The sequence below is a fragment of the Rhodoferax aquaticus genome, assembly GCF_006974105.1.
Lineage (GTDB): Bacteria > Pseudomonadota > Gammaproteobacteria > Burkholderiales > Burkholderiaceae_C > Allorhodoferax > Allorhodoferax aquaticus_A.
In genome coordinates this window covers 3,206,814-3,233,558 of the sequence record NZ_CP036282.1, presented here as the reverse complement: position 1 = coordinate 3,233,558, position 26,745 = coordinate 3,206,814, and the positions used below count along the sequence as shown (strand labels likewise).

The 26,745-nt window shown below is 58.6% G+C and carries 31 protein-coding genes; 7 read left to right on the top strand and 24 right to left on the bottom strand.

Translation table 11 applies throughout. The annotated features are described in order from the left end of the window. Positions 1 to 71 precede the first annotated feature (71 nt). From EXZ61_RS14875 to EXZ61_RS14865, 3 genes are all read left to right on the top strand, one after another. Positions 72 to 728, top strand: coding sequence for a response regulator (locus EXZ61_RS14875; RefSeq protein ID WP_142812511.1), 657 nt, complete (start codon positions 72 to 74; stop codon positions 726 to 728). Next, on the top strand, positions 725 to 2,086 hold the full coding sequence (locus EXZ61_RS14870) for a sensor histidine kinase (RefSeq protein ID WP_142812510.1): 1,362 nt from the start codon (positions 725 to 727) through the stop codon (positions 2,084 to 2,086). Before EXZ61_RS14875 ends, EXZ61_RS14870 begins: the two co-directional genes overlap by 4 nt. Before the next feature lie 90 nt (positions 2,087 to 2,176). Further along, positions 2,177 to 2,494, top strand: coding sequence for a high-potential iron-sulfur protein (locus EXZ61_RS14865; protein WP_142812509.1), 318 nt, complete (start codon positions 2,177 to 2,179; stop codon positions 2,492 to 2,494). A gap of 44 nt (positions 2,495 to 2,538) precedes the next feature. On the opposite strand, the gene EXZ61_RS22400 is transcribed toward EXZ61_RS14865, so the two are convergent. Further along, on the bottom strand, positions 2,539 to 2,664 hold the full coding sequence (locus EXZ61_RS22400; RefSeq protein ID WP_281063805.1) for a hypothetical protein: 126 nt from the start codon (positions 2,662 to 2,664) through the stop codon (positions 2,539 to 2,541). Between the two features lie 12 nt (positions 2,665 to 2,676). Here EXZ61_RS22400 and EXZ61_RS14860 point away from each other — a divergent pair, with 12 nt between their 5' ends. Next, positions 2,677 to 3,645, top strand: a complete 969-nt coding sequence (locus tag EXZ61_RS14860) for a TIGR01777 family oxidoreductase (protein WP_142812508.1) — start codon at positions 2,677 to 2,679, stop codon at positions 3,643 to 3,645. 223 nt (positions 3,646 to 3,868) lie between these two features. Here EXZ61_RS14860 and EXZ61_RS14855 read toward each other — a convergent pair whose 3' ends face one another. From EXZ61_RS14855 to EXZ61_RS14760, 20 genes are all read right to left on the bottom strand, one after another. Continuing rightward, positions 3,869 to 5,926 (bottom strand): alkaline phosphatase, encoded by a 2,058-nt coding sequence (locus EXZ61_RS14855; protein WP_142812507.1) that lies wholly within the window; start codon positions 5,924 to 5,926, stop codon positions 3,869 to 3,871. An 85-nt stretch (positions 5,927 to 6,011) separates the two neighbouring features. Beyond that, a complete protein-coding gene (locus tag EXZ61_RS14850; protein ID WP_142812506.1) occupies positions 6,012 to 6,578 on the bottom strand; it encodes a hypothetical protein in 567 nt (188 codons plus the stop codon). Between the two features lie 21 nt (positions 6,579 to 6,599). Then, the gene (locus tag EXZ61_RS14845; protein WP_342590553.1) at positions 6,600 to 8,192 is read right to left on the bottom strand and encodes an alkaline phosphatase D family protein; all 1,593 of its coding nucleotides are present in this window, start codon (positions 8,190 to 8,192) and stop codon (positions 6,600 to 6,602) included. Between the two features lie 293 nt (positions 8,193 to 8,485). Continuing rightward, positions 8,486 to 9,067 (bottom strand): TMEM175 family protein, encoded by a 582-nt coding sequence (locus EXZ61_RS14840; protein ID WP_142812505.1) that lies wholly within the window; start codon positions 9,065 to 9,067, stop codon positions 8,486 to 8,488. Positions 9,068 to 9,206: 139 nt separating this feature from the next. Then, a complete protein-coding gene (locus EXZ61_RS14835; RefSeq protein ID WP_142812504.1) occupies positions 9,207 to 10,634 on the bottom strand; it encodes a biosynthetic peptidoglycan transglycosylase in 1,428 nt (475 codons plus the stop codon). Positions 10,635 to 10,665: 31 nt separating this feature from the next. Beyond that, complete coding sequence (locus tag EXZ61_RS14830) at positions 10,666 to 11,259, bottom strand: hypothetical protein (protein ID WP_142812503.1); 594 nt, start codon at positions 11,257 to 11,259, stop codon at positions 10,666 to 10,668. After that, entirely contained in the window at positions 11,256 to 12,194 is a 939-nt protein-coding gene (xrtQ, locus tag EXZ61_RS14825) for an exosortase Q (protein ID WP_142812502.1), read from the bottom strand. Before xrtQ ends, EXZ61_RS14830 begins: the two co-directional genes overlap by 4 nt. 2 nt (positions 12,195 to 12,196) lie before the next feature. Further along, entirely contained in the window at positions 12,197 to 14,287 is a 2,091-nt protein-coding gene (locus EXZ61_RS14820) for a VIT and vWA domain-containing protein (protein WP_142812501.1), read from the bottom strand. A 350-nt stretch (positions 14,288 to 14,637) separates the two neighbouring features. After that, positions 14,638 to 15,813 carry a hypothetical protein gene (locus tag EXZ61_RS14815; RefSeq protein ID WP_142812500.1) on the bottom strand — a complete coding sequence of 392 codons (1,176 nt, stop codon included), beginning with the start codon at positions 15,811 to 15,813 and terminating at the stop codon, positions 14,638 to 14,640. A gap of 232 nt (positions 15,814 to 16,045) precedes the next feature. After that, positions 16,046 to 16,366, bottom strand: coding sequence for a hypothetical protein (locus tag EXZ61_RS14810; RefSeq protein WP_142812499.1), 321 nt, complete (start codon positions 16,364 to 16,366; stop codon positions 16,046 to 16,048). 1 nt (position 16,367) lies between these two features. After that, a complete protein-coding gene (locus tag EXZ61_RS14805) occupies positions 16,368 to 16,709 on the bottom strand; it encodes a hypothetical protein (RefSeq protein ID WP_142812498.1) in 342 nt (113 codons plus the stop codon). A 336-nt stretch (positions 16,710 to 17,045) separates the two neighbouring features. Beyond that, a complete protein-coding gene (locus tag EXZ61_RS14800) occupies positions 17,046 to 17,501 on the bottom strand; it encodes a phage virion morphogenesis family protein (protein WP_142812497.1) in 456 nt (151 codons plus the stop codon). A gap of 149 nt (positions 17,502 to 17,650) precedes the next feature. Beyond that, positions 17,651 to 18,988: a PBECR2 nuclease fold domain-containing protein gene (locus EXZ61_RS14795; protein WP_142812496.1), complete on the bottom strand. Its 1,338-nt coding sequence runs from the start codon at positions 18,986 to 18,988 to the stop codon at positions 17,651 to 17,653. Further along, positions 18,981 to 20,432 carry a DUF935 domain-containing protein gene (locus tag EXZ61_RS14790; protein ID WP_142812495.1) on the bottom strand — a complete coding sequence of 484 codons (1,452 nt, stop codon included), beginning with the start codon at positions 20,430 to 20,432 and terminating at the stop codon, positions 18,981 to 18,983. Before EXZ61_RS14790 ends, EXZ61_RS14795 begins: the two co-directional genes overlap by 8 nt. Before the next feature lie 23 nt (positions 20,433 to 20,455). Further along, positions 20,456 to 21,874 carry a phage terminase large subunit family protein gene (locus EXZ61_RS14785; protein ID WP_142812494.1) on the bottom strand — a complete coding sequence of 473 codons (1,419 nt, stop codon included), beginning with the start codon at positions 21,872 to 21,874 and terminating at the stop codon, positions 20,456 to 20,458. Further along, a complete protein-coding gene (locus tag EXZ61_RS14780) occupies positions 21,874 to 22,443 on the bottom strand; it encodes a phage protein Gp27 family protein (protein WP_142812493.1) in 570 nt (189 codons plus the stop codon). The genes EXZ61_RS14785 and EXZ61_RS14780 overlap by 1 nt, the downstream gene beginning before the upstream one ends. Positions 22,444 to 22,446: 3 nt before the next feature. Further along, the gene (locus tag EXZ61_RS14775; RefSeq protein ID WP_142812492.1) at positions 22,447 to 22,740 is read right to left on the bottom strand and encodes a VpaChn25_0724 family phage protein; all 294 of its coding nucleotides are present in this window, start codon (positions 22,738 to 22,740) and stop codon (positions 22,447 to 22,449) included. After that, entirely contained in the window at positions 22,737 to 23,135 is a 399-nt protein-coding gene (locus tag EXZ61_RS14770; protein WP_142812491.1) for a hypothetical protein, read from the bottom strand. The genes EXZ61_RS14775 and EXZ61_RS14770 overlap by 4 nt, the downstream gene beginning before the upstream one ends. After that, positions 23,125 to 23,658, bottom strand: coding sequence for a hypothetical protein (locus tag EXZ61_RS14765; RefSeq protein ID WP_142812490.1), 534 nt, complete (start codon positions 23,656 to 23,658; stop codon positions 23,125 to 23,127). Before EXZ61_RS14765 ends, EXZ61_RS14770 begins: the two co-directional genes overlap by 11 nt. Beyond that, the gene (locus EXZ61_RS14760; protein WP_142812489.1) at positions 23,655 to 24,170 is read right to left on the bottom strand and encodes a lysozyme; all 516 of its coding nucleotides are present in this window, start codon (positions 24,168 to 24,170) and stop codon (positions 23,655 to 23,657) included. Before EXZ61_RS14760 ends, EXZ61_RS14765 begins: the two co-directional genes overlap by 4 nt. Before the next feature lie 123 nt (positions 24,171 to 24,293). Here EXZ61_RS14760 and EXZ61_RS14755 point away from each other — a divergent pair, with 123 nt between their 5' ends. The 3 genes from EXZ61_RS14755 to EXZ61_RS14745 are packed head-to-tail and all read left to right on the top strand — an operon-like array spanning position 24,294 to position 25,305. After that, positions 24,294 to 24,569, top strand: coding sequence for a hypothetical protein (locus EXZ61_RS14755; protein ID WP_142812488.1), 276 nt, complete (start codon positions 24,294 to 24,296; stop codon positions 24,567 to 24,569). Between the two features lie 2 nt (positions 24,570 to 24,571). Then, positions 24,572 to 24,784 carry a hypothetical protein gene (locus tag EXZ61_RS14750; protein ID WP_142812487.1) on the top strand — a complete coding sequence of 71 codons (213 nt, stop codon included), beginning with the start codon at positions 24,572 to 24,574 and terminating at the stop codon, positions 24,782 to 24,784. Continuing rightward, a complete protein-coding gene (locus tag EXZ61_RS14745) occupies positions 24,781 to 25,305 on the top strand; it encodes a hypothetical protein (RefSeq protein WP_142812486.1) in 525 nt (174 codons plus the stop codon). The genes EXZ61_RS14750 and EXZ61_RS14745 overlap by 4 nt, the downstream gene beginning before the upstream one ends. A 63-nt stretch (positions 25,306 to 25,368) precedes the next feature. Here the strand turns inward: EXZ61_RS14745 and EXZ61_RS14740 are convergent, their stop codons facing one another. Genes EXZ61_RS14740 through EXZ61_RS14730 form a run of 3 tightly spaced genes read right to left on the bottom strand, consistent with a single transcriptional unit; the run spans position 25,369 to position 26,717 of the window. Beyond that, positions 25,369 to 25,611, bottom strand: a complete 243-nt coding sequence (locus EXZ61_RS14740) for a Rha family transcriptional regulator (protein WP_178084859.1) — start codon at positions 25,609 to 25,611, stop codon at positions 25,369 to 25,371. Positions 25,612 to 25,668: 57 nt separating this feature from the next. Continuing rightward, a complete protein-coding gene (locus EXZ61_RS14735; protein ID WP_142812484.1) occupies positions 25,669 to 26,226 on the bottom strand; it encodes a hypothetical protein in 558 nt (185 codons plus the stop codon). A 26-nt stretch (positions 26,227 to 26,252) separates the two neighbouring features. Further along, complete coding sequence (locus tag EXZ61_RS14730) at positions 26,253 to 26,717, bottom strand: helix-turn-helix domain-containing protein (protein ID WP_142812483.1); 465 nt, start codon at positions 26,715 to 26,717, stop codon at positions 26,253 to 26,255. Between the last annotated feature and the right edge of the window lie 28 nt (positions 26,718 to 26,745).

Here is a 26,745-nt window from a genome sequence, read left to right as displayed (position 1 = left end):
CTTGGCGCTGTCTTAAGATGGGGTGTTGCCCTCTTTAGCTTGCGCAAAGGTTGCAAAACCATAATCCCGCCATGCACATTTTGTTGATTGAAGACGACTTGGACCTAGGCCGAGCGCTGCAGCAGGCGCTCAAAGCGGAGGGGCTCACCAGTGAGTGGCTGCGCCGCGTGGTGGACGCGCCGCGCAGCTTTGACAACACCGCGTATGGCTGCGTCTTGCTAGACCTCACCTTGCCCGATGGCAGTGGCTTTGACCTGCTGCAACGCTGGCGCCGGCAAGACATCGCTGTACCCATTGTGGTGATTACGGCGCGTTCAGGTCTGGAAGACCGCTTGGCAGGGCTGGATGGGGGTGCTGACGACTTTGTGGTGAAACCCTTTGCCACTGCGGAGCTGATCTCACGCATTCGCGCGGTGTGCCGCCGCTCGGCCCGCCAAGCCAGCGAGGTGTGGACCTTTGCTAATCTGTGCATTTTGCCCCGCAAGCATCTGGCCATGCTTGATGGCATCGAGTTGGACTTGTCGCCGCGCGAGTACCGCATCTTGCTGGAGCTGGCCCGCGAGCCTAGCGTGGTGGTACCCAAAGGGGTATTGGCGCAGCGGCTAGAGCCACTGGGCGACCCGGTAGACTTTCCCACTTTGGAGGTTCATATGTCCAATTTGCGGCGCAAGATAGGTGCCCATCGCATTAGTACGGTGCGGGGCGTGGGCTACATGTTTCAGTCATGAAAATCTGGTGGCGCCCCACGCTGGTCAAGCGGGTGATGCTGGGCCTGTTCCTGGTTTTTTTCTTGGTCTGGGACGCGCTGATTGCCTACTCCTACTGGCGTAACTTCCACGATATTGACGCCAAGTCCCGTACCTTTGGCCGCTATGTGGCAGAGTCGTTGGCCTCTGTGCAAGACCCTGACCAAGCCCGTGCCTTGGTGAAGGGCTTGGCCGATATTCAAAACAAGATTTTTGACGAGGAACAGGTGCCCTTGGCCTTGCTGATTCAGTTGTGGGACAAGGATGGCCGCTTGGTCTATGCGCATGCTTCGCTGGAACATGCGCAGCTCACGGGGCATGTGGACCATCTCACCGAAGAAACCGCAGGTGGTCGCCCGGTGTATGTGGCACGCACCGAGCTGCCGCAATGGACCTTGGTGGTTGCACACCCCAGGCTGGAGCTGGGCTGGGCTTTGCGGGCCATCGCCTTGGACCTGCTGCCGTATATGGTGATTGCCTTCACCTTGATTTCACTGGTGATGTGGATTGCCGTGCGGCGCGGATTGCGCCCTTTGCAGCTGATGTCAGCCCATATCGCGGCCCGCAGCCCCAATGATTTGGCACCCACGGGTATTGACACCCGCTACGCCGAGTTGCAGCCCCTGCAACAGGCCTTGGACAGCATGTTAGACAAGTTGCGCCACAAAGTGGAGCGTGAAACCGCGTTTGTGCAAGAGGCCGCGCATGAACTGCGCACGCCTATGGCGGTGGTGTCTGCCCAAGCCCATGTGCTGCGGATGGCACAAGACCCCGAAACACGCAGCGAGGCAGAAGACCATCTAGATGCGGCCTTGGCTCGGGCCTCGCATTTGGTGGGGCAGTTGTTGCAATTGGCCCATGTGGGCGGTGAGCGCGTCACCACCCTAGCGCCCCTGGACCTTGCCCAGGATGTGCGTAGCGAGTTGGCCGCGTTGGTGCCCAGCGCCATGCAGCGCAACATCGAACTGGGACTCGATGCGCCCGACCGTTTGGTGGTCACGACCGAGCGGCAAACGTTCAAGTCCATCTTGCACAACTTGGTGGGCAATGCGATTCGCTATGTGCAGCAGGGCGGCAAAGTCGACGTCAGCCTGGTGCACAACGGGCGGCAGGTCGTACTGTCCGTGTCGGACAACGGCCCCGGTATTCCCGCCGAGCAGCGCGAGCTGGTGTTTGAGCGGTTTCATCGTGGGCTAGACCACGCGGCACCGGGCGCTGGCCTAGGTTTGGCGATCGTGCGGCAAGCTTGCAAACGCTTGGGCGGCCATGTGGTATTGCTGCCGGGCGCCCATGGGGTGGGGTGCCAATTTCTGGTCACTCTTGACATAGCGCAACACTAGGGTATTGGGGTCCCGGTAAATTCCAGCTGCGCTCATATTGGCGTTTCCATCGGCGTGTAACGTGGCCGATGCGAGTTGGAGAGAATCACCATGACCACTAACCGTAGAACCTTTGTAATCCAATCTCTTAGCGGCGCTGGCCTGGTAGCGTGCGCCAGCCTGTGCAACACCGCCTTCGCGCAAGCCGCGTTGACGGAAGCCGACCCACAAGCCAAGGCCTTGGGTTATTTTGCGGACGCCACCAAGACCGACAAAACCAAATATCCCAAGTACGCAGCGGGCCAAAACTGCCATAGCTGTGCCTTGTTCCAAGGCAAAGCCAGTGATGCAGCAGGTGGCTGCCCCTTGTTTGCGGGCAAACAAGTGGCTGGCAAAGGCTGGTGCAGCGCCTGGGCCAAGAAGGCCTGATGTAGACCGTTTCGGTCTCCCTGCGCGTGCGGTGCGCACGCCGTTCAAAAGCCCAAGCCTGCTTGGGCTTTTTTTATGCGCCCAACCGCCATCGCCGTGCGGGTATTGCGCAGTGGCAAGACTGACACGGTCTGCTTCTGCCACCATGCGGACTGCGCACTGATACGCATGAAAGGTTTGCCATGGCACAAGCTGCGGGTTTGCATTTTTTCCCCACACCACAACGTGTACTCATCACCGGGGGCACCGGGTTCATAGGCAGCGCTTTGTGCAAAGCCTTGCTGGCGGACGGCCACAGCGTGACCGTGTTGACGCGCAACCCCGGCAAGGCGCAAGCGGTATTGGGGAGTCAGGTGGTCACGTTCTCAAACTTTGATGCCCTGTCAGTGCAAAGCGCATTTGACGTGGTCATCAACCTCGCGGGTGAACCGGTGGTGGGGCCGCGGTGGACGGCGGCTCGCAAGGCGGTGTTGCTGGCCAGCCGCAGCGGCGTAACTGACGCCTTGGTAGCATGGCTGCAGCGCGCGCACACCAAGCCTCGGCTCATGATTTCTGGCTCTGCCATTGGGTTTTACGGCGTGCAAGCCCAGGGTGACCGCACTGAGTTGGCGGAAGACGCTGCACCGCAAGCCATCTTCATGTCTGAGCTGTGCCAAGCCTGGGAGGCCAGCGCCAAGGCGGTGCAGGCCATGGGCGTGCCGTTGGCCTTGCTGCGCATTGGCGTGGTGCTGGGGCCGTGTAGCACGGGGCAGGGGGCTTTGCCCAAAATGGTCTTGCCATTGCGCCTAGGCGTGGGCGGCCAGTTGGGCAACGGTCAACAGGTGGTAAGTTGGGTGCATTTGGCCGATGTGTTGGGTGCTGTCGCCCATCTCATGCGCTTGCCTGCTATGCAGGCTCAAGGCGTCTACAACCTCACCGCCCCGCAAGCGTGCAGCCAACACATGTTCATGCAAGTCGCAGCCCAGGCCATGCACCGCAGCTGGGCCTTGCCCCTACCTACGCCCGCTTGGGTGTTACGCGTGCTCATGGGGGAGCAAGCGGGCTTGTTGCTTGAGGGCCAGCGCGTGGCGCCCACGCGTTTGCTGGGGTCAGGCTACCGCTTTGCCTATGGCGATGTGGCCGCTGCCTTGAAACACTGCCTTGCTAGCTAAATCGTATCGGCTAATCTGGCGGTGGCGCCCATGAATAGTGCGTTGTCAGCTATCTAAAAAATAGCGAATAGGGCAGGTGGCTATGCCTCCGATGCGAGGGTCCGAAGTCGGCGCAACGCCTAGCGTGGTACCTCCAGCGGGTTAAGACCCTGAAATGACGCAGCCCACAACCCCGCTATTGCAGGGATGTGGGCTGATGGCTTAGCCGGGCTAAGGCGTCCGCTTACTTCTTAGCAGGCGCTGGGGCTTTCGTCCGCAGGCTTGCGACCAATCCTTCTGGCAGCACCACGCCTTTGGTGGCGGCTTGGGCGAGTTTGAAGAACACGTCGGTGTTGTCAATCACGCCAGTAAAGCTATAGGCACCTGGGCCAAAGGCCGACAAGGGGATGTCGGTGGCAGTGTGTACCGCGCTCTCGCCAGGCACTTGGCCGGTGACCATGAACTTGCCGTCCACATCGCGTGCCAGGGGAGTGGCAGGGTAAGCCGATAAAGGCTCTTTCTTCACAAAAGGCTGTTGGCTGTCTTGCAGGGGGCGGTCGTTGGTGCGGTAGTCTTCATAGCGGTCCGAGTTGGCACCATAGGCCACCAGCAACTTGTAGTCGATGTCGGTGGTTTCGGGGTAGCCGTCGCCTGAGATTTTGTACTTGGGGAAGCCGGCTTGTTCGTAAATGCCCACCACTTTGTCGCGCAAGTTGGCCACACCGCCTTCACGCACCAACTCTTGCAAGCGGGCATCGGTCACGCGGGAGCCTCCAATCAACGCGGCGCCAGAGCATTCGTGGTCAGCCGTCACAATGACCAAGGTGTCGCCGTTCTTGCGTGCGAACTCTTGGGCTAGCTTGATGGCGCGGTCAAACTCGATGGTGTCCAACATCCAGCGCTCGGTGTCCATGTTGTGGGCTTGCTTGTCGATAGACGCGCCTTCCACCATCAATACAAAGCCTTTCTTTTGGCGCTCCAGCACGCTCAGGGCCTTGGCAGTCATCTCGTCCAACATCGGTTGGTCAGGGAAGCCGTAGTCGTCCACCACGCGGCCGCTGATGCCGCGCGCCTTGTTGCGACGGCCATCCATCTTGTCCAAGGCCACGTTCATGTTGGAGTGGGCAAACAGGCCCAAAAGGCGCTCTGTTTTGCTGGCGTCGATCGCGTCCAAGCCAGTCTTGTCACCCGCATAGGCAAAGCCTGCAGACTTGAAGTCACCCAGCAAGTCACGGTCTTTGTCCAAGGCGCCGGCAGCAGCACCCCAGCGCTTCACGATTTCAGCGGTGTGGTCGTCGGTGGAGGAAAAGGCGTAGTCGGTTTTGTCGCCACGGGCAGAGCCCGGCACGGTGGAGGGCACAAACCATTTGCGTCCGCCGCCCATGAGCACGGTCAGGCCGGTGTTGCCACGGTCATCCAAAAATTGGTCCACGATGCCGGTGCCAGCACCCCGGTTGCTGGTGTGCACCGCATTGCCTGCAGGGGTGGCATCGAACACGTCGGCTGTGGTTACCACGCCCAGCGCCTTGCCTTGGGTGCGGTGCAGGTATTCGCTCAGGTACTCGATACGGGGGTTGTCAAACGGGTCCGTGGTGTCGTCAGGGAACACACCTTCTTCGTTGTTGTTGTTTTTGTTGCCAGACACGTAGCCGGTCATGCCAGGCGCCGAGTCAGTCACCACTGAGTTCAGCGAGGCGGTCTTCACCATGGCTGTGACTGGGAAGGTGTCCATCGCCAAAGGGGTGATATTTTTGCCCTGGGCATAGCCGCCCGCCACGATGCGTGCTGCCGTGCGCTGCGCAGCGCCCATACCGTCACCCAGCATGATGATGATGTTCTTCACCTTTTGGCCGCCTGGTAGCAAGGCCACCACTTCAAAGTTGCCTTGGGCGGTGACGGTTTGGCCGTCGCTTTGCGTGCCACTCACCGTAAAGGTGTGCACACCAGGCTTGTCTGCACTGGCAGCGCGCAGGGTGGCGATGGTGGCATTGCCAGGCACGCCATTCAAGCAGTCTTTTCCGCAGGCTTTCAGGGCCACCGTGGCTTTGACGGGTTTGCCGTCAATCGCAAATTGCGCTGCGGTGATGGTTTTTCCCGCGTCATCGGGGCGCAGTGTGGCTTGCAGGTCAAAGCGCTGTCCGGGCAAAAAGCGGGCAATCACCGGGGCCGCTTGGCCGCTGCTAAACAGCTCGCTGGGTGGCGTCAGGCGGCTCACGCTGGGCGCGGCGTGCGCGCTCAAGGTGGCAAGTGCGCACAAGCCAAAGGCAAGGCGCGCAAGGGGGAATAGTGGTTTAGGTGTCATACAAAGGTCGATGGAAAAAAAGCGATACGTGGATGAACAAGGACTTCGAGACGAGAAACTGAGGGTGGCTGTGTATGGGCTGCGCCTAGTGCTGGTGCTGCTGGTTGTGCAAGTACATGGCAAGTTCCATGGGGTTCATGCCCTTGGTGGCCTCAGGTGCAAGTTGCATGCGTATCCAAGAGACGCGGCCATCTTTTTCTTCAAAACGGCCCACATCGACTACGCCACGCACTTCAATCAGGCCCCGGGTATGCGGTACGACCCACGCCGATTGACTGGGGTCCAGATACACCATTACCGTGGCGACAGGCAAGTCGTCGGCCTCGCCATCGGCATGTTCACTCATCTGCACGGGGCGGGGTGTGAGCATGAAGCGTCCCAGTGACGGGGTTTCTTGCTTCACCATGTAGCCCACCAGGCGCGCGCTTGTGCCTTTGGCCTGCAGCAAGGCGTCGCCTAGCTCCAAACCTCCGGCTTTACTGCTGCTGCGGAAGAAGTCGCGAAACTTGATTTCTGGTAAGTCCTGGCTGGGGCTAGTCGCTGTGGTTTGGGCATGCAAAGCGCCAAACCACAGCGCGGCAGTGACGGCCATCACAGCACGGAGCGTCGTGAGCCTGCGCTGCGATGGGGCTGGAGGGTAGGGTAGGTTCATAGTGGGCAATTGCGTTGGGGTTTAGGCATGTTGCGGTGCCAATGTCTTGGCGTACAGTGAGGCGCCTGCCAAGTCTTTGAGCGTGACGGTCATGGCCTTGGTTTTGGCGTCAATGTCCACCTGGCCAAAGAACTGCATGCCGCTGCTCGGTGGGGCATTCGCCTCCGCCGGGGCTTTCTGGTACATCACTTGCATGCCAAAGGTGGCATCGGTTTTGTTGGGGCCAAAGCCACCTGCGTTCAGTGGGCCAGACACAAATTCCCAGAAGGGTGCAAAGTCGGTGAACTTGGCTTTGCTTGGGTCAAAGTAGTGGGCGGCCGTGTAGTGCACGTCAGCGGTCAGCCACACCACGTTTTTGATGTGGGCACGCTTGATCTCGCGCAGCAGGCGGGCAATTTCCAGCTCACGCCCCAAAGGAGTGCCGTCGTCACCATTGGCAATGGCTTCCCATTTGTCTTGTCCTTGGGCCGTTTTGCCATCACCCACGTGCAGGCCAATGGGCATGTCCGCAGCAATCACCTTCCAGGTGGCCTTGGAGCGCTTGAGGCCGTCTAGCAGCCAAGCAATTTGCGGGCGACCCATGAAGGCGCTTTCCTCGTTTTCCACCGTTTGCAGGTTGGCGCTGTTAGGGCCACGGTAGCTGCGCATGTCCACCACGAACATGTCCAGCAAGGGGCCTTGGGGTAGATGGCGGTAAACGCGCTCGCTCTCTGCATCCGCAGTGCGGCGCAGCGGTGCGTATTCGTGGAAGGCCTTGGTGGCGCGGGCCACCAGCAAGGGCACGTTTTTCTCGGTGTAGCGTGGGTCACCGCTTACGTCTTTGGAGTCAGACCAGTTATTGCTCACCTCATGGTCATCCCACTGCCAGATTTGGGGCACATCGGCTGCCATGCGGCGCACGTTTGCGTCCATCAGGTTGTAGCGGTAGCGACCCCGGTACTCGTTCAAGGTTTCCGCAACCTTGCTCACGTCTTCGGTGACTAAGTTGGTCCATAGGCTGCCATCGGGCAGCTTGACTTGTGCAGCCATCGGGCCATCGGCGTAAATGGTGTCTCCGCAGTGCAAGAAAAAGTCGGGGCCGACCTTGCGCATTTGCTCGTAAATCTTCATGCCGCCCCAAGCCTCGTTGATACCCCAGCCCTGGCCCGCCGTGTCCCCGCTCCAGGTAAAGCGCACATCACGCACCGCTGTACTGCCCGCGACTGCAGGCAAACGCAAGTGGCCGTTCATTGCCTCAGACAACACGCGTTCGTTGTGCAAATCTTGCAGCACCACGCGGTAAAAAATCTCTTGGCCAGCGGGCAAGTGGCTCAGGTCCACGCGGCCCGTGAAGTCTGTGTCTTCCAGCATGTGGGGGCCGCGCACGCGCGTGGCATTGGCGAAGCTGGCGGTCGTGGCCCATTCCACCCACAGGCGTGCAGGGCGGTCGCTGCGCGTCCAGATGATGGCGCCGTCAGCCTTGGGGTCGCCACTTTGGATGCCGTGGGCCATCTGCGGGCGCATGGCGTCGCGTGTGATCACTGCGGGTGCAGCCTGTGCCAACACCACAGCCGGCGCCAGCAAGCCAGCACCACTCAGCACAGAACCGGTGTTCAGAAAACGACGACGATCCACGGAATTAGCCCCTAGAAAATGTAGGGGCTAATTGTTGGGCACTGGTATGTCAGTCCCGTGACGGTGGCGTGTGGCCGCCGTGCTTCAAAAAATCTGCCGCCTTCATCAGATAGGGTTGCCCGCCAACACTCCGGTCATCGTTGTGATCGGCGCTGTCAATGACTCCACCGCTTCCGCGGATCATCCACAATACTGCCGGCGTAAAGTGAAAAATCTTGCCTAAATTGGCTGCTAGCCCCCGTTTAATAAGGGCAAGCTGCTATAAAATTGAGAGTGCTAATAGCGAAGGTCTGTTAGCGCTCGTTCAGTACCTTTTCAATCCGGGTGTCGGGGACAAACCAGATGCAGGCGACCAGGCCTACCAACACGCCTGACCACCCAGGGTAGCCCAGTAGTGCCAAGGGAATCGCCAGCACGTAGCTGGCGACCGACACTTTGCCCTTGAGGTCTGCGCCTACCGCATGGCGCAGCACGGAGTCGGGGCCTTCGTGGCGAATGATGCAATTTTGGAGCACGGTAAAGGCCAGCGCACACATCAGCAGGTCCACGCAGTACACCACCACCGGCATGGTTGCAAAGTGGTTTTCACCCATCCACGCCGTCGCAAATGGCATGAGCGAGAGCCAAAACAAGAGGTTGAGATTGGCCCACAGCATGGTGCCATTCACCTTCTTCACCGCGTGCAACAAATGGTGGTGGTTGTTCCAGTAAATGCCCACGTACACAAAGCTCAGCACATAGCTCAAAAACACCGGCCACAAGGGCAGCAGGTCCGCCAGTGCCTCGCCATGCGGTACTTTGAATTCCAGCACCATGATGGTGATGATGATGGCAATGACGCCGTCGCTAAAGGCTTCTAGTCGGTTTTTGTTCATGCGCGTCTGCTCGTCGCAGTGGAGTGGGCGAAGGTCCGCATTGTGCCGAGTTTGAAGGTCCTTAGGCACGAAGTTGCAGAGAACCGCGTCCAGCGCCCGTGGAATAAGTGCACCCAGCTATCCAATTTGTAGTGATGGTTTATGGCGATAGTGCACTTGCCGTCAGCCAATGGTTTGACTCTGATGGCAAGTAATGCGTTTGCTGCGCTAGCGTTGCACGAACGGGTGTGTTACTGGCTTCGCCCGTCGGTATCGTCCATGCTGCAGTGGCAATCTCATCTATGAGCTTGGCGCGCTGGGCTTTTTTCAGGGGGCGCAGGTGGCTGGCCACCCACTGGGCGCGGGCCTGGTTGATTTGGCCGGTGGCTTTCCAGCGGCGGGCTTCCAGCGCGGGGTTGTGCAGCATGGCGGCCAGCCACACAGCTTGGGCCGCAGTGAGCTGGCCGGCCGGTTTGCCAAAGTAAGCGTGGGCTGCCGCCTGTGCACCGCAGACCGTCGCACCCCATGGGGCATAGTCTAGGTACAGGCGCAGGACGCGCGCCTTGCCCAGCGTTTGCTCCATTTCCACGGCGTACAGCAGCTCGCGCAGCTTGCGCACCGGAGATCGTTCGCCGCCGGTGACCAGCAGCTTGGCGACTTGCTGCGTGAGCGTGCTGGCACCGCGCAGCGGGCGAGCTGCGCGTCCAAGGCCTTGCAGCGTAGCGTCCCTATCTTGGTTGCTGTGCAGCGCCTGCGTCATCTCCGTCAGGTCGTAACCCGTGTGTTCAAAGAAGCGCTGGTCTTCGGCGGCGATCACGGCGCGTGCCAAGAGGCTGTCTGCGCCCAGACTGGTGGTGGGCAGTCCGCGCCCGCACGTGCTTTTGGCCAGAGTCCAACTTTCAGTGCCCAGGCCGTTGACAGCCATGCCTTGCAGGCGGGGTTGCACGGTCAGTGTTTTGGATGGCAACTCCAGCGTGGCTTGCAGGGCCATAGTGCCGTCTATATGTGCGTAGGCCAGCTCAGGGATAGAGCCCGCAAACAGGGCATAGGCATCGCGCACCGGCGTGTCGGGCAGGGTGATGTGCAGCGTAAGCCCATGGGGCCGCACTGTGCCGCGCCACAGGGCATGCACAGCGCCACTGCTCAGTGTGCCTTTGAGATCGGTCGCATTGCGATGCACGGTCATGCGGGCGTCTGCCAGGCGCACGGGCTCGGGGCCCCAGCTGCTGCTGCGCACCACGCAGGGGTCGCAGTGCAAGCTGAGTTCCTGGCGCTTAGCGTCCCACGCCACATGCAGATCGCCCATGCGGGTGGGGAGTGTGCGGCCATGCAACTGCTGCGCAATCCACGGCGTGGTGCCCCACTGAATCAGCGCGGCCACGCCCACGTCAACTTGCAGGGGACCGACCCGCACGGTGGTGGTCCAGTCACCGGGGCTGGGGCGCAGCACAGCGCGCGCGCCCAGCAGCATTGCAAACATGGCCAGCATAAGAACCAAGACAGTGATGGCAGTCCAGCGCGCGAGCACGCGCAGTAGGGCCAAGGCAGAAACGGCGGTGGAACGGAAAGCGCGGAGCAGTGTGCGCATGGTGTTCACTGGAAGTAGTTGGAAGCGTGCCTTACAGCGGTGTGGCCACGGTCATGGCTTGCCATGGCCCGTGGGACTGGCCCGAGACCGACGCCCAGTACCAGGCCGACGTGTCGGTGTAACCCTGCCCTTGGGCGTCGGCAATGCGTTCGCAAACGCGCACCGCCTTGCCGCCGCGCTGGGCCACAAAACAGCGCCAACGTTGCTGGTCAGCTTGCACTTCCAGCTGCTCGCTGTGGATGCGGTAGCCCAGACCGCGGTAGCAGTCGGCGGCTGGGTGCAACATGCGGGTCGGCTGGTTGACGGTGCGCAGCACCAGTACCTGGGTGCCGTCGGTCATGCGCGCCACCGTGCCGGGAAAGTGCTTTGCAAAGCGCAGCTCCACATCACTCAGTGCCAGGGGGCGCAGTGGTGCGCCCTGCCAGTGGCTGGGCAGTTCCACGGTCACCTGGGGTGTTGCCGATGTCTCCGCTCCAGGCCTGTGGTCTGCCACAGCGGTGGCAATGCTCCACACCGCGCACAGTGGCAGCACCGCGGCCCACAGGGTTTTGTGCAGCACGCGGTTAACGAAGCGGTTGCTAAAGAAGCCTTGGGCAGTGGTGCGTGGGGATGCGGTGGTTTTCATACCTTGGACTCCTTAGCTGTGGAGCGGCCCATGGCCCAGGCAATGCCGCCGCACACCACGCCCAAAACCACCAAGCCCACGGCCTGGTGCGCTGCATTGCCCAAATGCACGCCGGAAGCCTCTCCCGCCACCAGCACGGTGTTGCGCACCACGTTGCCCAGGAGCACCAGCACACTCACCACCGGCAGGCGCAGCAAGAAGCTTCGGTTGCTGCGGCCTGTTGCCAGTGCCACCGCGCAGGCCGTGAAGTAACCCAGCCAGGCCATTTGCACTCCAGAGCAAGGCGCGTCCACGATGATGAGCTGGCCGTCTACCAAGAGGCTGCTACCGCTGCGCTCTACGGTGTGAGCCACAGAGAGCAACCAGCTGCTGAGCTCAGCCGTCACCACCCGCAGCGGAAAGCCCGCATAGAACTGCAACGATGCCAGCAGGGGCAGCGACAGCACAGAGAGCCCCCACACCGGTGCACTGGCCACCCGCGCCGGCAAGAAAGCCAGCAAGCCGGCAGCCAGGCTTAGTAAACCCACCAGCGCCACCAGCAGGTCGGGCAGCTGGTTGTGCAGGGCGGTGGTGAGCACTGCACCCACCAAGGCCGTGGCCTGCAGGCCCAAGCGGGGCGCCGCGCGCAGGTGCTGGCGGTGGGCGAACAACAGAGTAGCCATGGCGGCCAGGGCCAGGATGCCCAGCGGGTCGTCGGATCCATCGGCCATGCGCTGCCCCATCCACCACCAGGTGGGCCACAGGGCGACTGCCAACAGCGCCAGCCAACGCCATTCGGCCGCAGTGTCGATGGCAATGCCAAAGCGCACGAAGCCGGGCACCTTCAAAAGCCGTGAAGAGGTGCAAGCCTGACCTGCCGCCGGGCCGCCCCAAGGCAGGTAGCGCCCCCCTGGGGGGCAGCGCAGTACACGAAGTGACAAGCGTGGGGGCTTCATGTTCAGCTGGTGTAGTGGTGTGCGCGCGCCAGTGCGCGGCGGCGGCGGTAGGCCAGCATGCCCAGGACCGATATCGTCATGGCAATGGCACCCCAGGTAGCAGGCTCGGGTGTGCTGGGCACCTCGGTACCAAGGGAACTGTTTTCCACACCTTCGGGCAGGGGTGAGGGTTGGTTCACGCCGGTGCTGTCAGCAGGTGCCTTGTTGCGCACCACCTGGTCCACAGCCAGAAAGCTGGTGTACTGGGTGAGCAGGCTGTATTGCAGGCCCAGGTCGGTGATGGCCTTGGCGTAGGTGTCGCCGCCTTCCAAGGCTTCCTGGTCGCTCAAAGCAGCAATGCGGTTGCGGGCCCACAGATGGCGCAGGGCTGCGGTGTCAGTGGTCTTGGCGGTGTCGGCAGCCACAGGCAGTGTGTGTTGGATGGGGCCGCTGGCGCTCTGGCCCTCGATGATCAGCTTGCCTTTGGGCTCGCCACGCCATTTGCCGTAGACGATGACAGGGCGTTGCGCCAACAGGTCGGGCAGGTTGCGGGGTTCGACGTCGTAGACATCCAGGCCTTCAATGCGGGCCTTCACTTGGGTCAACACAGGGGATTCGATCATGGTGCGAAAGCGCTTGGCTTGTTCGGCCGCTTGCTCGGGTTTGGTGATGATGAAGGGTTCGCCCATGCCCGCACGGGCCAGGCCTTCCATGAGGTGGCGGTTCACGCTGGAGCCGATGCCAAACGAAAACACATTGGCGCTAGACAAGTTGTTGCGCACCAGCTCAAAGGCTTCGCGCTCCACGGTCACATAACCGTCGGTCACCACCACCACGGTGCGTGACACATCGGCGGTTTTGGCTTGGGCATACACGCGCTTGAGCGCAGGAATCAGCTCCGTGCTGCCACCGCCACCTTGTTGGTCGATGGTGCGGATGGCTTGCTCAATGTTGGCCTTGGTGGCGGGTACCGACTTGGGGCTCAGGAAATTGTTGCTGCCCGAGAACAGCAGCACGTTAAACGTGTCACTGGGGCGCAGGCCACCAATCAACTCACGCAGCACGCCTTTGGCTGTGTCCAGAGGAAAGCCATGCATGGAGCCCGAGATATCCACCACAAAGATGTACTCGCGTGGGCTGATGGCGGTGGCGGGCGGGGCCTTGGGTGGCTCCACCATGGCCAGGAAGAAGTTCTCGGTCGCACCCTTGTAGAGCAGCAATCCGCTCTCGATCTTGTCACCGGCCAGGCGGTAGTCCAAGATGAAGTCGCGGTTGTTGGTGGGCTCGGCGGTGGGGTTCAGGCCCACCACGGTGGCACCGCCCTGCTCGCTGTAGCTGCTGATGGTGTGCGATGGCGAGGTGACTTCCTTGATGCCAATGGGCGTGTTGAGCGACACGTGGATGTCAAAGGCAGGTGCGGCTTTGCTGGTGGGCGTGTTTTGGCCTTGGGGCAGGTAGGGCTGGGCAACCCAAGTGGCGTTGGCCTGACCGCTCTGTGGGCTGTTGTAGCGCGGACCTACCACGGTGGGGAACACAAACTGGTATTTGCCGTCGGTGGGTACCAGCAGCTCGGTGTAACGCAGCTCCACCTTCACGTCGTCGCCGGGCATGATGTTGGCCACATTCATCTGGAACACATTGGGCAGGTGCTGTTCCAGCAAGGCAGCGGTTTTGCCTTGGGCCTTGGCGTCGTCGTATTCGATCTTGGCTTGCTGCTTCTCGCGGATCTTGGCGGTGATCAGGCGGTCGGCCAGGCGCACGTTCATACCGTGCACTGCAGCGCGTGTGGAGCCGGGGAACACGTATTTGGCTTCGATGGCGCGCTGGCCTTCGTTCTTGTAGGTCTGTACCACGGTCACGTCGGCAATCACACCGCTGACCTTCACGTTGACCTGCGTGGACTTGAGCGGCAACTGGTCCACGCCGGGGTTGTCGCTTTTGACCAAGAAGTAGGGGCTCTCGGTTTTAAGGCGCGGGTTGTCAGTGTCCTGCGCATGCACAGGGTGGCTGACCAGCGCCACAAAGCAGACGGCCGAGAGGGAAGTGGTTGCCAGCCACAGCCAGCGGGATAGGCGGCTGGGCTGTGCGGGTTCTGACAAAACGGCGATAGCCATGGTGCATCTCTTGCGGTTCATCGTGCGACATTGCACGGTGAAGAGAGCATCCCGCCGCGGGAAGAAGACTGTTTGAAGTGGCTAGGGGGTTGTGTGAAGTTTGTGTGAAAACGGGGTGAAGGGAAACTTGGCTAGTGGCCAAAAGCAATATGAGACCAGTGCACGCCCGTACTTCCAAATGATTTGTTAAGCCCTTATCGCTCAGCGCCAACGAATGCGCTAGGGCTAAGACATTTCAGTGCTTGGTGAGTAAAGCCTGGAAATAGGGCGGTCCCGTTTTGGTGCCAATGCATAGCGTCAAGAAGCGTGAGTGCACGAGTTAAAACTGAACGAGATGAAGATAACTCCGTCTACTTCGGAGTTCGGCGGATTTGATCTGCTGCGCCAAGCAAACATCTTTTAAGCGCTTCGTTGGCCACTGGAATATCAAACGAGGCTCGAGTTGGAAGTGTCGCGCCATGATGATTGGAAGCCGCGGTTGTTGCGCCCAACTCGATGCAATGCTCGACAGATAGGTTTATCTCAGATTGGAAACGGCGAAGCCTAGGTTGCCAACTGACCACAGCGACGTTGTCGAACCTACGGCGCCCCGCGCTACTTCTAATTCGCAAATCTCCTTTTTTTGTTTTTGTGTACCAGACATAGGCATCGTCTATTTGATCAAAAGAACTTACTACTTCATCAATTGCTTGAACCGCGTTCGCAGAGTTGCTTAGCGACAAATTGAAAGTTTCTTGTGCGGTCATCAGTTCAGCGTCATCCGCCTGAAGATCTGCTTCATCATCTGCTTTGGGCTGTAAGTCAACGTGCATTTTTTGTCGAACCAATGGAGTTTCTTGTCCTAAATGTCTGAAGCTCGATTCAAGAGCCTGATTTAGCACTTGTGCTGTGTCTACCCTGTTCATGTTTTTTGCAGCGCCGTGTTGTACATGAGCATTGCAACGTGGCAAGAGTTGCGAAATTGCATTTCTCTCAGCTCGCTCAATCGCGGTTCGTATCTGTGAATTGCTGAAGGGCATTCCCTTCTCGATTTTTGCATAAGTGATAACAAAGTCCGTCAGCCCCCGCGGACCCGCAATGTGCGAAAAAGCGGGCCAATTTTCCGCCGCGAATATTGCTCGATTTAGAGATGAAACGCGGCCACGGTCGCCGGTTAATGTCGTCGGATCTGCACAAATCAAATCGGCAAGAAGTATTGAGGATTGCTCAACAGCTTTCATTTTCTCCAACACACTTCCGTTGAATGAAATACGCCGATCTCGAAGCGTTAGTGTGCCGAGGTGCTTTGCCCACCGTGTTGCGCACACGTCGCCATCCGTGGAGTTCACATTCGTCCCACGGAACTGTCCTACATAAAGTAAATGATCTTTGTAATGAATTGCATAGAGGCCAGCACCACGGGTTTCATCTTTGGGAAGACAACCGTTTGATTCAATTCGAAGATTGGCCCAGGCTGGGTTGCCTTTGATTGCTTCATTGGTATGGATTTTGAAAAGTGCTGCCGCGCAGTACGTTGTAATGATCACTGAATGATGTCCTTTGTTGATACACGTTGTGTTGGGAGCTGGATTCGATCACTTGAGAGAGAGTGAGATATTTCCGGTGGGTCACGCGAGATAAATCGGGTATTTGGAAATGTTGCGGGGTCTTTTCGCATACCGATCATGAAAATGGCTTTCGTATCAGGAAAGCCAAAAAACGCCCTTCATTTTTGATCGAAGCGGCTTGAGAACTGCCGCTTCCCATGCCCAGACGATATCAGCTGGGAAGTTGAAGGCCTTTCACCATTTCGGCAATGGTGCGTCCAGATGCACTGCTTGCTAACGTAATGACCTCGCCAGTGCCCCGCTCGACGATGGTAACGATAGTGCCCTCGTTCGGGCTTGCGCACAAGCTGTCTTTTTTATCCAGCGTTGGCAGATAGCGGTGCAAAGCCGACTTGGATATTTCCGTGATACCAAGCTCCCTGAGGTTGGCGATGATCTCAACCAGCGAAAAGTGGCGATTCGCACGGATGCAGTCAATTGCCATGGTACGCCGATGCGGTTCCATCTTGTCTATCGAAAAACGCCGGCTCATTTCAGTTTCCTCGGTTGCTGGTGTTGAACAAATCGGGGCGCAGATGCTGCACCGCGCCTAGCGTGGGGTTGTTGGTGCAAGGCTTGATCTTTTCGGCCACCATGCGCAGTAACGCACTGAGACAGTCCGGAGGGAGTTCGACATATTGGAGGCATCCACCTGCTTGGTGTAGCTTGATGTTTTGGCTCTCCATGGTATCTAACATGCAAGACAGGCCCACAAGGGCGAGGTTGGCGTCTTCGAGGGCCGCTTCGGTGGTTTCAGGCATGACCACGAAACGCGCATTGGGATCGAGGAAACGCGTGTCGATATCTTCCAGATGTGCAAGAGATGGATGCAACATGAAATGCTCCTTTGTTGAGACTGATGGCCCGTTTACTAGACGGGTGGGGGGTGTAGTAACACGCAACAAGTCGTGCCGCCGTCCTTACGGATGGGCGCACCCCCCAAAAATCGGACTCGTGGAGCGAATTGGGGACGAAAAAAAGCCGCATGACTGTCGGGTGCGGCTGTTCCGCTTGTTGTAGGTGTTACTAGTACCTGTGGCATATTTTACTCCACAGAAAACACATTTGCACACCACGAAACACCCCCAGAAACGGCAACGCCGCCTGGTCATTGGACTCAGAGCGGCGCGGTAGAGGCAGTTTAGCAGAGGGTTAAAGCGGGCCACAGGGCATCACTTGGTGTATCCGGCCAGCCAGTCATTGAGTGCATCAAGTACGGTTTTCTCATCGTTCGGCGCAAGGGTGCGGGCTATCGGGTCGCCAAACAGCAGGCCCCGGCGTGGCATTTTGCGGGTACCGAACTCATGGAATACAGCATACGGCGCACCAAAGCCAACCTGCACGGCGTTACCACCGTTGAGCAATTGATGATTCAGGCTGCGAAGCATGTCCCCGTGTCGGTTCAACACCTTGCGGTTTCCATCCTTGGGGTAGCTCTTTAATGTTGACGCGTTCAATCGTTTCCATATCACGTTGACCGGGTCTTTTTCCGTCTCAAAGCGGCCGCTGATTCGGCTCTCCAGCATCTGGCCAATGCCATCCAGCACGCGGGGGATGTCATCAGGCAACTGTGACAGCTTGGCAAGCTGTGTGCGGACTTCGCCAGATTCAATCGTCAGCGTGAACATTTCAAATTCCCCTTCAAACCCAGAAACACGTAAAATCCTCCGCAGCTGAGCGTGAGGCGCGAAAGTGGCTGGTGCCGGAACCTATAGCCACCTGTAAGTTGACCACCCGTGCCGGTGCGGGTGGAGCTATATCACTCACGTTCAGCGCCTTACAGCGCAGGGTCCACATAAACCCGCTCACCCACCCGCAAAGCATTGAGGCCTTTGCGATCCCGCTGCATCATGTTCCAGAAGATGCCGCCATCAGGCTCCACCTTGACCATCACAAACAGGTCATACTTTGAGCCGCTAAACACCTTGAGATAGCGCCTGCGAAGCGTGGCGTCGTCATAGGCCACTTCCCATATTTCAGACGGTGACTGCAACGTGGGCAAAACGAAGTTGGCAAACCGCTCACGCTGATCGCGCCGTTTTTCCACCACATGCAGCAAGGTGCTATCCAGGATAGTGACAGCCTCAATGGGCGTGGTTACTACCACCGCGCCGCCTTCAGGTATGCCCAGTGCGTCGCGCAATATCACCACCGCCTCCGCGTTCGTCTGCACACCAGGCAATAGCTCTGGTGCCACTGCCACATTCTTGGCAAGCCGCAAGTCTGGGTAGCCCAAAGACTTCCAATCTGGCACGTCCGCTACCACCTGCGCGTTCTTGGGTGCCTGCATGCCCAGGGCTTCTGCCGTCAAAGCCAGATTTCCCTCCTGGGTTGACAGCTTGTCCGTCACCAACTTCTGCAGTGCCGCTGCCCTGGTGCTGGCCTGACCTACGTTGTAATCAAAGCCTGGGGTAATGCCTACCGGCACCGCGCTGACCTCGCCCGTGCGTTTGTTCACCCAGTCGCGTGTCAGCACCTCGGGCGCGGTCTTCTTCATCGGACTGCCGTCTGGCGTTTTCCCTTGGTCGTATTCCCGCTGGCTGACCGACATCGCCCGGCACCGACACCGGTAGCCACAAGGCGGCCAGTGCGTATTCCAAAACGGATGGTCTACAGGCAATGTCACGTTGTCCCACTGCCGGTGTAACTCGCGCACGCGCGCATCGCGCTGGGTGATATAGCGCAGGTAAGGCATTGCGGCCTTATTGCGCTCGGCACGCTCCCACAGACCCGCCGCATACGCCTGGCGGGTGTTGGTGTCATAAATTAACTTCAACCGCGCTGCGTCAAACCGGGTAATCACTTCCCGGCCAGTGGCGGGGTCAATCACCGTCTTCTCACCCCACCAGCCCGCCTCAGATAAAGCCGCCTTGGCGTTGCGCATATAGTCACGCCGGCTCAAGTCACCCTGCACACTCTTGGTGATCATCTTCTGGATGGTCGCAAGCAGATCGACACGTGTCAGGCGGCTGATGGTGAACTGCTGGGCATGCTCTTCATGCCACAAGTCCTGCCAAGAATGCGTCACGGTCAACATCTTGCGGCGCTGCAAAAAGTCAACCGCCTGCGCAGGCGCCAGCTTGTTCAGCGCGGCAAAGTCGGTGGCGTCAGACATCGGACAAACCCGCCTGCGCACCCAAGCGCGCCACAAAGGCAGCATGGGTCAGCGCGCGCGCCAGCGCATCAGGGTTCATAGTCTCCAAAATCGCAGGTAAGCGTGCCAGAAACTCAGCCGCCGTCTCCCCCTTAGACACCGATTCATCCAGCGCCGCTTGAATAGGGTCCACCATCGGCGCAAGAACGGGTTCCCACGCTGACATCGCATCGTTGACGATGGCGTCCACCCCATCTACAACAGAGCCAGCCTCGGCAAATGCCACTTGTTGAGGACTACTTGCATTGACAGGCTTTGGCGCTGTGCCATCGGGCTTGAGGTCGCCTTCCTGGTAGCCATATGCGCGCATCCAATAGGCATTGGTGAACACTGCACCCGCATCATGGTTACTCTTGTCGCGATCGGCCTGCAGCTTGTCTTGGGCTTCTTGGTCCCACATGCGGAAAACTGGCGGCTGCAAATCTCCAAAGTTGACCTGGCAGAACCAGCCAATCAATTCGTTGATCGAATCGGCAATGATTTCTGCGTCGCCGTCACGCAGATCGTCGGTGACGCGCAAGCCAGCTGTGGCACTGGCTTTGTTGGCACTGGCCTCAGTGGTTTGGTTCTGGCCAAGCAGCGCAATGGCAATATCACTGCGGCAGTGCATAACCAGGCGCTCGTAAAGGTCGGCACTGGCTCCCTTGCCAGCCATCTCTACCAACTCCACAGAACCATCATCAGGAATGACGGCTACACCATTCTGAATCAACGCCTGCAGCGAGTTCAACAAGGTATCGCGTTCTGGGTCTGTCGCGTTACGCGGCAACTTGCCCACACTAAAAGCACTGCCGAATTTTTCTGTGAAAGCCAGCCAGAACTTGAGGCCATTCTTTTTGAACATCAACGGCCAGAAACACATGGCCAAGTCGGCAAAACCATAAGGATTCTTGTAAGTCGGCTCCTGGCGCGGTAGCAGAAACTTGTACTGGGGCACCAGCTCGCCCGTCATGGGGTGCGCCTTGGTCTTGAGGCGCAAGGTATTGTCTGCATCAAAGCAAAACCACTCTGGCGGTTTAGCCAAGATGTCTGCCGGAACAAACAGCCCACCTCGCTGCGACCAAATGACCTCCATAGGCTGATAGCCGTACAGCGTGCTCTCCTGCATTTGGGCAATGATGCGGGCCAGCTTAATGCCGTCCAGCATGTCCTGCACCGCCTTGAACGCCCGGCTGCTGGATTTACCCTTGTCCAAACCCCACTCTAAAGCCTGCACGGCGGCCTTGCGACGCCGGATGCAACCCCCAATGTGTGAATCGGTGCGCATTTCGCGGTACGTGGAAATATCCTTGCCCTGGGCTTTCAAGATCGGGTCTGGGTTGGGCAGCAGCATGCCCAAGGTTGAAAAGTCGATGGAGTTGGCGCGCGTGGCCAGGTGGTCGGTAATGGGTGTTTGAATTGCCATGGTTGTGGCCCTTAGGTTGCGGCTCAATAGCCTGCGAGGTTGATGCTGCCAATGGTTTCGATGGCCGAGCGTGGCCTGCTGGTGGCCACCACAGGACCACTGTCACCAGAGCCCGCGTGCAGCGCCAAAGCCAAAGCCCAAAATCGGTCCGCATGGCCGTCAGGTGTGCTCTCCGCCACAAAGCGAATGTTTCCAGCTGCTGTCACCGTCTTTTGCACTTTGCGAAGGTCTGCGCGAACCACTGGGTCATCTGGAATGCGCAGCGTGTGGTCTTCCATCGCTCCACGCACGGGGTATGCCAAAGCTTCTTTGACCTGCCCAGTGAAGGTGATAGCCTCCACCCGGCGTTCGCCAAACTTGTCTTGCGCGTCATCTGCCCAGCCAATACCCAGCCCAGTGGCGTCGATACAAATGCGGCTGCAGATGGCAAACCATGGGTACAAGATGGCCTCTTGTGCGCTCTTGCGCATATTGGCCATGGTCTCCACGCGGCGCGTATAGAACACATCGCCCAGCTTCTCGATCACCCATAAGACTGTCAAGTCCTTCTTGCGACCGATATCCACGCCGCAGAACAACTGGCCAGTGAACACATCGTCCAAGTCCCTTTGCCAAACGATGCCTGCGGCGTACTCGCAGCCAGTGATCAGCCCGTACTCCAAAAACTTGGCGTTGTCATCCGCAGGCACGCACATGTATTCCTGGTCGAACGACTCTTGATCGGCACACCCGTTCTTGATGAACTCGAAGTACTCCGCCTCGGTCATCACCTGTTGCTCGGCGTCGGCTGGCAAGGCTTGCTGCAGCTTGTAGAGGAACCCTTGGTCTAACGCGTCTTGCAGCGTGACGCGGTGCAAACTAATTTTCTTGGGGTTGCCTTTCTCACGTGCCTCACGGATCAGGCCATTGAAAAAGCTATGCGACCCCCGGTGCGTGCTAATGATTTCCATATTGCCGCCCCAGGTAATACCTGGGTAGGCAATGGCCCACAGCTTACGTTGATCCTTGTGCAGCGCAAACTCGTCCAGCACACGACTCCCGCGCTTACCGGCCTGCGCATCTGGGTTGCTACTCATGCTGTGAATGCGTCGGCCGCTGGCAAACTGAAGCACATAGGCTGTCAGCTTGTCTTTGGCGTCAATCACAACTTCGCCCAAGTCTTGGGCTGCCAAGTTCATGATGCCCGCCCACATCTTGCAGTCTTCAATGAACAAGCGCGCCTGGATATCGTCCCGGCTGCTTACCCACTCATCAAACCTTGCCCCCTGCGCAGCGGCACGCTCGTCGGCTGCATACGCGGTAGACCAACTAGCGCCGACCTGGCGCGTCTTCTCCATGAGCTTGATGCGCGAGTTGTCTTTGATCCACTTACTTTGAAACGGCAAGAAAATCGCTTCCCGATCGGCTGGAATGACCCTGGCGTTGCCTTTCGCATTGGCCATCAGACGATCCCCAGTGCCTCACGTATGGCCCGCTTGGTGTCTTCGGTAACACCACCCTTGCTTCCCATGGCTTTGAGTTTTTCGCTCTGCTCTTCAAGCAGCTTGCGGCGCGCTTCATCGGCTACCGATCGGCGCTCCTTCAGGTTTAAGCTGCGCGCCTCTTGCACTGTTTTTGCAGCGCGCGCCAAGTCCAGCACATCGCTGATATCCATGACCTCGCCATTCGCCGCATCTTCCACCGCCTGCAGGGCGCGCTTGCTCGCCAGCGTGGTCACAGCCTGGGCTAAGAGTGCGCCGCTCTTGGCATCAAAGTTGTCGCCCAGCTCGCCCACCAAGGCTTCGGCGGCCACCATCATCTGGCGCTCATGGGCCACGATCTCGCGAATGCCCTGGTTGTACCGCTGTAGAGACGACCAGCTGGGCAACTCCCCCTTCTGGGCCAGATCGGGGAACTGCTCATGCAGATCCGCAATCAGCTCCACCAGCGTCAGGCGGTTGTCGCGCAAGTGCTTTTGAATGCGGTTGCGTACCTCGGGGGGCAAGCGGTCTACGGTAGATTTGCGGCCCATGGGTCAAGCCCTCGGGCGTGCAATGCCGTCCACCTGGCTGCGGCCCTCGGCCACATCTTGCCCACGCTCAGTCAGTGTGGCCACAATGACCGAACCGACCTCCTCCAGCTTGAGAAGGCCTTGCTCAGCCAACCAACGCATCTCAGTCTTGGCTTGGTCGCGCGTGGTTGCATGGCCCATCTGGTGCAGTAAGTTGGCCAAGATAGAACTGTTGGCCCGGTACCCTGGCATCTCTGACAAGATGCGCAAAATCACCAAGCGCAAGTCAGCCCTTAGAAAGTTGGCGTATTCGCTCACATAGTCCCCTTGTTGTGCAGTAAGAAGTCCTCAATGCGCGTCAGGCTTTGGCGCATCGGCAATATGTCGCGCTGCACTGCGTCGTGCAGCGCTTTGACTTCGCGGGCATAGTCGTCGCGGCGCAGGTACTCACGGGGCATTTCAGCCTTAAGGCTCAAGAGCTCGCGCTCTATGCGCTGCCATTGGCTGGCCTCTTCACGGCTCGTGGCTTCTATGCCGTCCAAGCGCACATTGAGCTGTGCATGTTTTTCCTTGCGGGCTAAGTCTTGTGCCTCGAAGCGCTCGTTCAGACTCCGCTGAAACTGCGACAGAAACATCTTGGCCAGCGCCCAATAGGCGCCAATGATGGCGATGATGATGAAAATCAGATTGGCCAGGTTGAGTTCAATAATCATGGTGTGTCGCAGTGCTTACTAGCCCCAAGTTCCAGTCAATCAAGGCGTCAAGACGGGCGCGGCAAACCTCGTAGCTAGCCCCGGCGTCAATGATCCAGAGGCCGATATCGGTGTCACTGGCGAAGTGGGAGGCGAAGTCGGTATGGGCGGCAATGGCTTCACCCGCTGCAGCAGCGCTGCCGGGGGTTTGGGGTGGTCCACTGACCGTGATGCCAGGGGACTTGTCGAGCACGCGCAAAGCATCAGCACCCAGACACACGCGCCCAGTCGTAGCAAGCTTGATTGCATGTTGTTTCTCCGTTGTGAGTTGATTGATTTGGGTTTGCAGCGTTAGCAACCCGGTGGTGAGTGCATCGCCCCGTGCCTGGGCAGCTTGCAGCGCCTCCTTGGCCTGGCGCTCGTACGTTGTTTGCTTGGTAAGCCAGCTGGCGTTGCGCTGCGCGTCGCCAGAGGCAAAGCCAACGTAAAACGACAAAGCACTCCATGCGAGTAGCGCCGCCACGGTAGTTAGCAGCCTGGTCATTGTTCAGCCTCTGTGGTTTGGCCAAGGCACTGTGCCTGTAGTCGCAATCTGCGCTTCCACAGACCAGGGCAAGCCTTGCTGCCAGGTGCTGAGCAATCGACATCGCCAACCTTGCGCCATTGCAAAATTGCGTTGCATGCACCGCTGTAGTCTTGGGCATTGGCCTTCTTGACCAATGTGCTGTTGCAAAAGGCATTGCCACCAATGTTGTAGGCCAGGTTGATATAGGCGTCGTACTCGTATTGGTACAGAGGCACATGCACGCAGCGCTTTACAGCCCCCTCGTACTTGCTCACGTCTGCCAATGCCCGTTGCATCGCTTTGGGGGGCGTGGTGGTGTCGGTCATCTTCACACCTTCGGTGGTACCAAAGCCAATGGTCGGTACCTTGGTGCCGAGCACCGGGTCTGGTATGGCCACAGAGGTGTAACCCTCATCCAGCGCCAGACCTACAAACCCGGCAGCTGACAACACCAGCACGGCGATAAGGGAACGGTTGTTTGCGTCAGTCATACCCGCAACTTTGCCGCGCGCGCGCAAGCGCTAGTAAGTGAAGCAATTCATTTACTGGTTGCAGCCGTGCATCACGAAACTGAATGGCTCTGACCCAAACACCTCACACCGAGAAACATCACCATGAAACCTACTATCGGCCGCGTTGTACTTTTTCACCCTAGCGAAGGCGAGATCCATGCCGCCATCATTGCCTTTGTGCACTCGGACACCATGGTCAACTTGGCTGCGTTTGACGCTAACGGCGTAGCCTACAGCCGCACCTCGGTCACTTTGGTGCAGCCAGGCCAGGCTGCACCCGAGTTCAGCCCGTATTGCGAGTGGATGCCCTACCAAGTAGGGCAGGCACGCAAGGTTCTAGATTTGCCTGTGGTTCAAGCATCGCCTGCAGCAGGCTAAAAATGAACAAAACGCGAGACATAAACACCGACATCCTGGACTATCTGGGTGTCGACTGGTCGGCGAAGGATATCAAGGGCGTCACGTTGCGCATGCGTGGGGGTGCGTTACCTACTTTGACGATTCACCGCTACCTTCACGACAAAATGCCGGTAGCTGACAAGATAGAGCGGTATGAGCTGCGACTTATAGCCGCTGAGCTTAAGAAACCATGAAAACGCTGATTCACAAAGGCCGCGCACTAGGCACCAGTTGGGTAACGCCGACTGAGCCGACGCTGGAGCTTGGCCATTTCCTTTTCGAGCAGCGTGAACTCCCGCAACGCCTTGTCCGCCTTGGATATGTTGCCGTGCTGGTTTGCGAGGTCGCTCTGGTTAACCACCACAAAGCGGCGCTGGCACAAGTGCAGGAAGCGCAGCAAATCGGGGTCACGCATCAGCGGCTTGCGAGTGTTATCGACCCGCAGGCCCACATATTGGCGTTTGGCATCCGGCAAAAAAGTGATGCGTGGGTAATGGACGGGGCGCGGGCATACGTCAACGACAGCCCCGTCTGGGCGCTGCCAAACGGCATGGAACTCAGCTTCGATGAAGAGGCCCGGCACCTCCCAAATCGCCCAGCCCGTCAGTTGGCGGCCGCCCTGAGCAGCCACCTGCTTTGGCACGATAGCGAAACACTGGTGGAATGGCTCATGCAACAGGGGCAGGCACTCCACCATATAGGCAGTGCTGCCTAGAGCCACAGCGTTGCAAAACTCTTGAACGTGTGGTGCATCAAGCTTAGCGGCCACTGGTCCCATTTATTGCTCCTGGTTGAGAACTTTGGCCTCGCGTCCTGTGAACCCCATGGCGAGCAAACTGAAGCCGTCGCGGCTCAGTCGGTATTCGGCGTAGGTTTTGCCGCGCTTGTCGGTGTAGGTAGCCGGCGCAAAATTGCGTCCGCTGATGGAATCTGGCTCCCCAAGATTGGGGCGCGAGATTGCGTTTGGTTCCTCAAAATTGAGGAGCGAGATTTCCGCCAACAGCGCAGCAATGTCGCGCAAAACGTTGATTTGCTGTCGCCTGTCAGGGACACCAATGGCTGGAAGTCGGGTCGCGCATCAATCTGCACCAAGCGCAAGCGCTACCCTGATGGCGGTTTTTTGCGGCCATAACATTTGGTAGCAACACCCAAAAATGGCTAGCACGTAAAAACAACTTGCAATTGCGAGCCCTAGCAGTGACTGCAGTGTTGACGGGATCGTCATCAGCCCAATAGATAGCGGCAAATACAGTAGCGTTGCCAAAGCGACACCACCCCAACCAAATGCCAGATCGAACACACGCGACGCGACTTTGATGCCGCCGGTCTTTCTATCGGGGACAAGCGCACCAGAGCGCCAGGGCCGCTTGAGTTCATGGGACGTAAAACCGTAGTCTTCCATCAGTTTTTCCATGAGCACCCTCACGTTCCGGCTGCAGCGCATGCCTGTGGTTTGATAGAAGTCGGCCTGCAGACGCGACTCGGTCAATTTGGTGAGCATTTTCTCAATTACCAGCACCAGGTTGTTGTCGCCTTCAATGCTTAGTGAGCTCTTGGTCCCGGTGGGCTGGGCATCTTCTGGCGCGACCTCTGTTGACTCAGATGCTTTTGTATTTTGGTCTTCTTGGTCAGGCACTCCCTAACTCCCTTTCTTTGGTTGGTTTACTTCCTGGACATAGTCATCACTTTGTTGTTGCTGCCTTTTACTTTGACGTGATGATGGTTGGAGGCAATTTCATTGGCTTCGCCTTCTATCAAAGTACTGGTTTGAGGTGCAGGTTTTGCCGAGCGCTTAGGCGCATTGGCTGCTGTAGCACTGATTTGGCGGATGCGTTCACGGCCGTCGCTGTTCGCCTTGTCGTAATTGGCTAGCAACTCTTCCTGATCCGGGCGAAGGCGTGGGGCGGCACCGCCTGTTTTACCAGTGAGCAGGTACGTGATATCTGCACCAAAGGCTTCGTGCATGCGCAGCAATGATGAACCGTCAGGAAGGCGTTTTCCGGCCTCCCATCCTTCAACGGAACTCCGGCTCGCACCTACACGCTGTGCAAAACCAGCTTGTGTCAGCTTTCCTCGCAAGGCAGCTATGCGCTGCCCTACGTCAAAAAATATTTCGTGCTCAGCCATTAAATATCTTGTAAATCACTAATTTGTT

What these genes read in the sequence shown, in the direction of transcription:
- EXZ61_RS14875 (WP_142812511.1), top strand. Translation starts at nt 72, where the DNA reads ATGCACATTTTGTTGATTGAAGACGACTTGGACCTAGGCCGAGCGCTG.
- EXZ61_RS14870 (WP_142812510.1), top strand. Translation starts at nt 725, where the DNA reads ATGAAAATCTGGTGGCGCCCCACGCTGGTCAAGCGGGTGATGCTGGGC.
- EXZ61_RS14865 (WP_142812509.1), top strand. Translation starts at nt 2,177, where the DNA reads ATGACCACTAACCGTAGAACCTTTGTAATCCAATCTCTTAGCGGCGCT.
- EXZ61_RS22400 (WP_281063805.1), bottom strand. Translation starts at nt 2,664, where the DNA reads ATGCGTATCAGTGCGCAGTCCGCATGGTGGCAGAAGCAGACCGTGTCA.
- EXZ61_RS14860 (WP_142812508.1), top strand. Translation starts at nt 2,677, where the DNA reads ATGGCACAAGCTGCGGGTTTGCATTTTTTCCCCACACCACAACGTGTA.
- EXZ61_RS14855 (WP_142812507.1), bottom strand. Translation starts at nt 5,926, where the DNA reads ATGACACCTAAACCACTATTCCCCCTTGCGCGCCTTGCCTTTGGCTTG.
- EXZ61_RS14850 (WP_142812506.1), bottom strand. Translation starts at nt 6,578, where the DNA reads ATGAACCTACCCTACCCTCCAGCCCCATCGCAGCGCAGGCTCACGACG.
- EXZ61_RS14840 (WP_142812505.1), bottom strand. Translation starts at nt 9,067, where the DNA reads ATGAACAAAAACCGACTAGAAGCCTTTAGCGACGGCGTCATTGCCATC.
- EXZ61_RS14835 (WP_142812504.1), bottom strand. Translation starts at nt 10,634, where the DNA reads ATGCGCACACTGCTCCGCGCTTTCCGTTCCACCGCCGTTTCTGCCTTG.
- EXZ61_RS14830 (WP_142812503.1), bottom strand. Translation starts at nt 11,259, where the DNA reads ATGAAAACCACCGCATCCCCACGCACCACTGCCCAAGGCTTCTTTAGC.
- xrtQ (WP_142812502.1), bottom strand. Translation starts at nt 12,194, where the DNA reads ATGAAGCCCCCACGCTTGTCACTTCGTGTACTGCGCTGCCCCCCAGGG.
- EXZ61_RS14820 (WP_142812501.1), bottom strand. Translation starts at nt 14,287, where the DNA reads ATGGCTATCGCCGTTTTGTCAGAACCCGCACAGCCCAGCCGCCTATCC.
- EXZ61_RS14810 (WP_142812499.1), bottom strand. Translation starts at nt 16,366, where the DNA reads ATGAGCCGGCGTTTTTCGATAGACAAGATGGAACCGCATCGGCGTACC.
- EXZ61_RS14805 (WP_142812498.1), bottom strand. Translation starts at nt 16,709, where the DNA reads ATGTTGCATCCATCTCTTGCACATCTGGAAGATATCGACACGCGTTTC.
- EXZ61_RS14800 (WP_142812497.1), bottom strand. Translation starts at nt 17,501, where the DNA reads ATGTTCACGCTGACGATTGAATCTGGCGAAGTCCGCACACAGCTTGCC.
- EXZ61_RS14795 (WP_142812496.1), bottom strand. Translation starts at nt 18,988, where the DNA reads ATGTCTGACGCCACCGACTTTGCCGCGCTGAACAAGCTGGCGCCTGCG.
- EXZ61_RS14790 (WP_142812495.1), bottom strand. Translation starts at nt 20,432, where the DNA reads ATGGCAATTCAAACACCCATTACCGACCACCTGGCCACGCGCGCCAAC.
- EXZ61_RS14785 (WP_142812494.1), bottom strand. Translation starts at nt 21,874, where the DNA reads ATGGCCAATGCGAAAGGCAACGCCAGGGTCATTCCAGCCGATCGGGAA.
- EXZ61_RS14780 (WP_142812493.1), bottom strand. Translation starts at nt 22,443, where the DNA reads ATGGGCCGCAAATCTACCGTAGACCGCTTGCCCCCCGAGGTACGCAAC.
- EXZ61_RS14770 (WP_142812491.1), bottom strand. Translation starts at nt 23,135, where the DNA reads ATGATTATTGAACTCAACCTGGCCAATCTGATTTTCATCATCATCGCC.
- EXZ61_RS14765 (WP_142812490.1), bottom strand. Translation starts at nt 23,658, where the DNA reads ATGACCAGGCTGCTAACTACCGTGGCGGCGCTACTCGCATGGAGTGCT.
- EXZ61_RS14760 (WP_142812489.1), bottom strand. Translation starts at nt 24,170, where the DNA reads ATGACTGACGCAAACAACCGTTCCCTTATCGCCGTGCTGGTGTTGTCA.
- EXZ61_RS14755 (WP_142812488.1), top strand. Translation starts at nt 24,294, where the DNA reads ATGAAACCTACTATCGGCCGCGTTGTACTTTTTCACCCTAGCGAAGGC.
- EXZ61_RS14750 (WP_142812487.1), top strand. Translation starts at nt 24,572, where the DNA reads ATGAACAAAACGCGAGACATAAACACCGACATCCTGGACTATCTGGGT.
- EXZ61_RS14745 (WP_142812486.1), top strand. Translation starts at nt 24,781, where the DNA reads ATGAAAACGCTGATTCACAAAGGCCGCGCACTAGGCACCAGTTGGGTA.
- EXZ61_RS14730 (WP_142812483.1), bottom strand. Translation starts at nt 26,717, where the DNA reads ATGGCTGAGCACGAAATATTTTTTGACGTAGGGCAGCGCATAGCTGCC.